The sequence below is a fragment of the Kocuria rhizosphaerae genome, assembly GCF_044462265.1.
Lineage (GTDB): Bacteria > Actinomycetota > Actinomycetes > Actinomycetales > Micrococcaceae > Kocuria > Kocuria rhizosphaerae.
On the sequence record NZ_JBISWL010000061.1, the window covers coordinates 1 to 3,253 of the forward strand.

At 72.6% G+C, this 3,253-nt stretch carries 2 protein-coding genes; both read left to right on the forward strand.

All coding sequences use genetic code 11. The features are described from left to right. The coding region (locus ACH9EU_RS06950; protein WP_396413213.1) for a PTS mannitol transporter subunit IICBA at positions 1-2,052 on the forward strand (2,052 nt) is incomplete at its 5' end. After that, a complete protein-coding gene (locus ACH9EU_RS06955; RefSeq protein ID WP_396413214.1) occupies positions 2,049-3,221 on the forward strand; it encodes a mannitol-1-phosphate 5-dehydrogenase in 1,173 nt (390 codons plus the stop codon). The genes ACH9EU_RS06950 and ACH9EU_RS06955, both read left to right, overlap by 4 nt. Positions 3,222-3,253 lie beyond the last annotated feature (32 nt).

Consider the following 3,253-nt stretch of genomic DNA (forward strand, 5'->3'; position numbering starts at 1 on the left):
GCGGGTGGGCGGTCGTCCGCGGCGCGGGCGCATGTGCAGCGTTTCGGGACGTTCCTGTCGGGGATGATCATGCCCAATATCGGGGCGTTCATCGCCTGGGGGCTGATCACGGCGTTCTTCATCGAGGCGGGGTTCACCCCGTTCGGGCCCTTGGGCGGGTTCGGGGAGGACGCGGCGGGGGATCCGCACACGGGTCTGGTGGGCCCGATGATCACGTATTTGCTGCCGTTGCTGATCGCCTACACGGGTGGGCGGATGGTCTATGACGTGCGTGGTGGTGTGGTGGGGGCGATCGCCACGATGGGGGTGATCGTGGGGGCGGACATCCCGATGTTCATCGGGGCGATGCTGATGGGCCCGGCCACGGCGTGGTTGATGAAGCGCATCGACGGGATCTGGGACGGGAAGATCAAGCCCGGTTTCGAGATGCTGGTGAACAACTTCTCCGCGGGGATCGTGGGGGCGCTGATGGCCAGTGTGGGGTTCTTCGTGATCGGTCCGGCGGTGCTGGTGTTCTCCGGGGCGGCCGCGGCGGCGGTGGAGTTCTTGGTCTCGCGGGGGTTGCTGCCGTTGACCTCGATCCTGATCGAGCCGGCGAAGGTGCTGTTCTTGAACAACGCGGTCAACCACGGGATCCTCACCCCGTTGGGCACCACCCAGGCGTTGGAGCAGGGCAAGTCCGTCCTGTTCCTGTTGGAGGCCAATCCGGGTCCGGGGCTGGGGATCCTGGCGGCGTACATGGTCTTCGGGCGGGGGGCGGCCCGGGCGAGCGCCCCGGGGGCGGCGCTGATCCACTTCTTCGGGGGGATCCACGAGATCTACTTCCCCTACGTGCTGATGAAGCCGGCGTTGATCCTGGCCGCGATCGCCGGTGGGGCCAGCGGGATCTTCACGCTGACGGTCTTCGGGGCGGGGCTGCGGGCTCCGGCGGCGCCGGGGTCGATCATCGCGGTGCTGGCCCAGACGGCCTCGGACTCCTATGTGGGGGTGGTGCTGGCGGTGGTGGTGGCCTCGGCGGTGTCCTTCGTGGTGGCCTCGGTGATCCTGAAGGCCTCCCGGGACAGGGGCGAGGGCGACCTGGCGGCCGCGACCGCGAGCATGGAGTCGATGAAGGGCAAGAAGTCCACCGTCTCCTCCGCCGTCCTGGGCTCCAGCGGGGGCGCGGACACCGGCGGCGACAGCGCCCGGGCGCTGGCCGAGGGCGCTCCGGTCCGCCACATCGTCTTCGCCTGCGACGCCGGGATGGGCTCCTCCGCCATGGGCGCCTCGGTGCTGCGCAACAAGGTCCGGGCGGCCGGCTTCGAGGACGTGAAGGTCACCAACGCCTCGATCGCCAACCTCACCGACGACTTCGACATCGTCGTCGTCCACCAGGACCTCGCGACCCGGGCCCGGCCGAAGGTGCCCGGCGCGCAGGTCGTGACGGTGGACAACTTCATGGGCAGCCCCCGCTACGACGAGATCGTCGAGGCCCTCGAGGCCCAGGCCACCGGGGCGTCCGGCGGGGTCGAGGCTCCCGCGACCATCGGCACCAGCGGCGGAGCCGACTCCGCCCCGGAGGCCGAGGACGGCGGCGGGGCCAGGGGCGAGGCCACCCGCACGTGCACCGCCGCGGCGGAGCCCCAGGTGCTGCGCCCGGAGTCCGTGGTCCTCGCCGGCCGCGCCACCGACCGGGACGGCGCCATCGACGGAGCCGGGCGCCTGCTGCTGGAGGCCGGCGCCGTGGACGAGGCGTACGTCGCGTCCATGCACGAGCGGGAGGAGTCGGTGACCACCTACATGGGCAACGGGCTGGCCATCCCGCACGGCACCAACGCGGCGAAGGACCACATCCGCTCCTCCGCCGTGACGTTCACCCGCTATGCCGAGCCCGTCGACTGGAACGGCAAGGAGGTGCGGTTCGTCATCGGCATCGCCGGCAAGGGCAAGGAGCACCTGGGCATCCTCGCGCAGGTCGCCAAGGTCTTCGGGGACAAGGAGCAGGTGGCGCGGCTCGAGGCGGCCCGCACGGTGGACGAGGTCCTCGAGGTCTTCGGGACGGTGAACGCATGAGCACCGCGGTGCACTTCGGGGCCGGCAACATCGGCCGCGGCTTCGTGGGGCTCCTGCTCCACGAGGCCGGCTACGAGGTCGTCTTCGCCGACGTCGCGGCCCCGCTGATCGACGCACTGGCCACGACTCCCGCCTACACCGTCCACGAGGCCGGCGAGGGCGGCCGGGACCACGTCGTCGAGGGCTACAGGGCCGTCAACTCCGCCACGGACGAGCCGGGTCTCGTGGAGCACCTCTCCCGGGCCGAGGTCGTCACCACGGCCGTGGGCCCGAACGTGCTGAAGTTCCTGGCCCCCGCCATCGCCGCCGGCCTGGCGGCCCGCCCCGACGGCTCGCCCCGCCAGGCGGTGATGGCGTGCGAGAACGCCATCAACGCCACCGACCTGCTCGAGCAGCACGTGCGCACGGCAGCCCGGGCCCTGGGCCTGGACGACGCGGCCGTCGACGCTCGGGCGGTGTTCGCCAACACGGCCGTGGACCGGATCGTGCCCGACCAGGCCCCGGGGTCCGGGCTGGACGTGCGGGTCGAGCCCTACCTGGAGTGGGCGATCGAGCGGGGCCCGTTCGGCGACGCCGTGCCGGAGATCCCCGAGGTCACCTGGGTGGGGTCGCTGGGCCCCTACATCGAGCGGAAGCTGTTCACGGTCAACACCGGGCACGCGGCCGCGGCCTACTTCGGGAGGGCGGCCGGCAGGCACAGGATCGCCGAGGCCCTGGCCGACCCGCAGGTCCGTGAGCGGGTCGGGGCGGTCCTGGCCGAGACCAAGGCCCTGCTCGTGGCCAAGCACGGCTTCGACCCGGCCGATCAGCAGGCCTACGTGGACAGGATCCTGGCCCGCTTCGCCAACCCCGAGCTGCCGGACACGGTCGAGCGGGTGGGCCGCGCTCCGCTGCGCAAGCTCGGCCGCCACGAGCGCTTCACCGGTCCGGCCGCCGAGCTCGCGGAGCGGGGCATGGGCCGGGAGGCGCTGCTGGAGGCGATGGCCGCCGCCCTGCGCTTCGACGACCCCGACGACGCCGAGGCCCGGACCCTGGCCGAGCTGCTCGCCGGCCCGCAGCCGGACGAGGAGCTGGCCGCGCGGCTGACGGGAGTGGAGCCGGGCCACCCGCTGTTCGGCGACGTGGTCGACGTGGTCGCCGCGGCGCGGGCCCGCCCGGGCCGGGCGTGAGCTGAGGACCGCCCGGACCGGAGTCGCCCCCG

What these genes read in the sequence shown, in the direction of transcription:
- ACH9EU_RS06955 (WP_396413214.1), top strand. Translation starts at nt 2,049, where the DNA reads ATGAGCACCGCGGTGCACTTCGGGGCCGGCAACATCGGCCGCGGCTTC.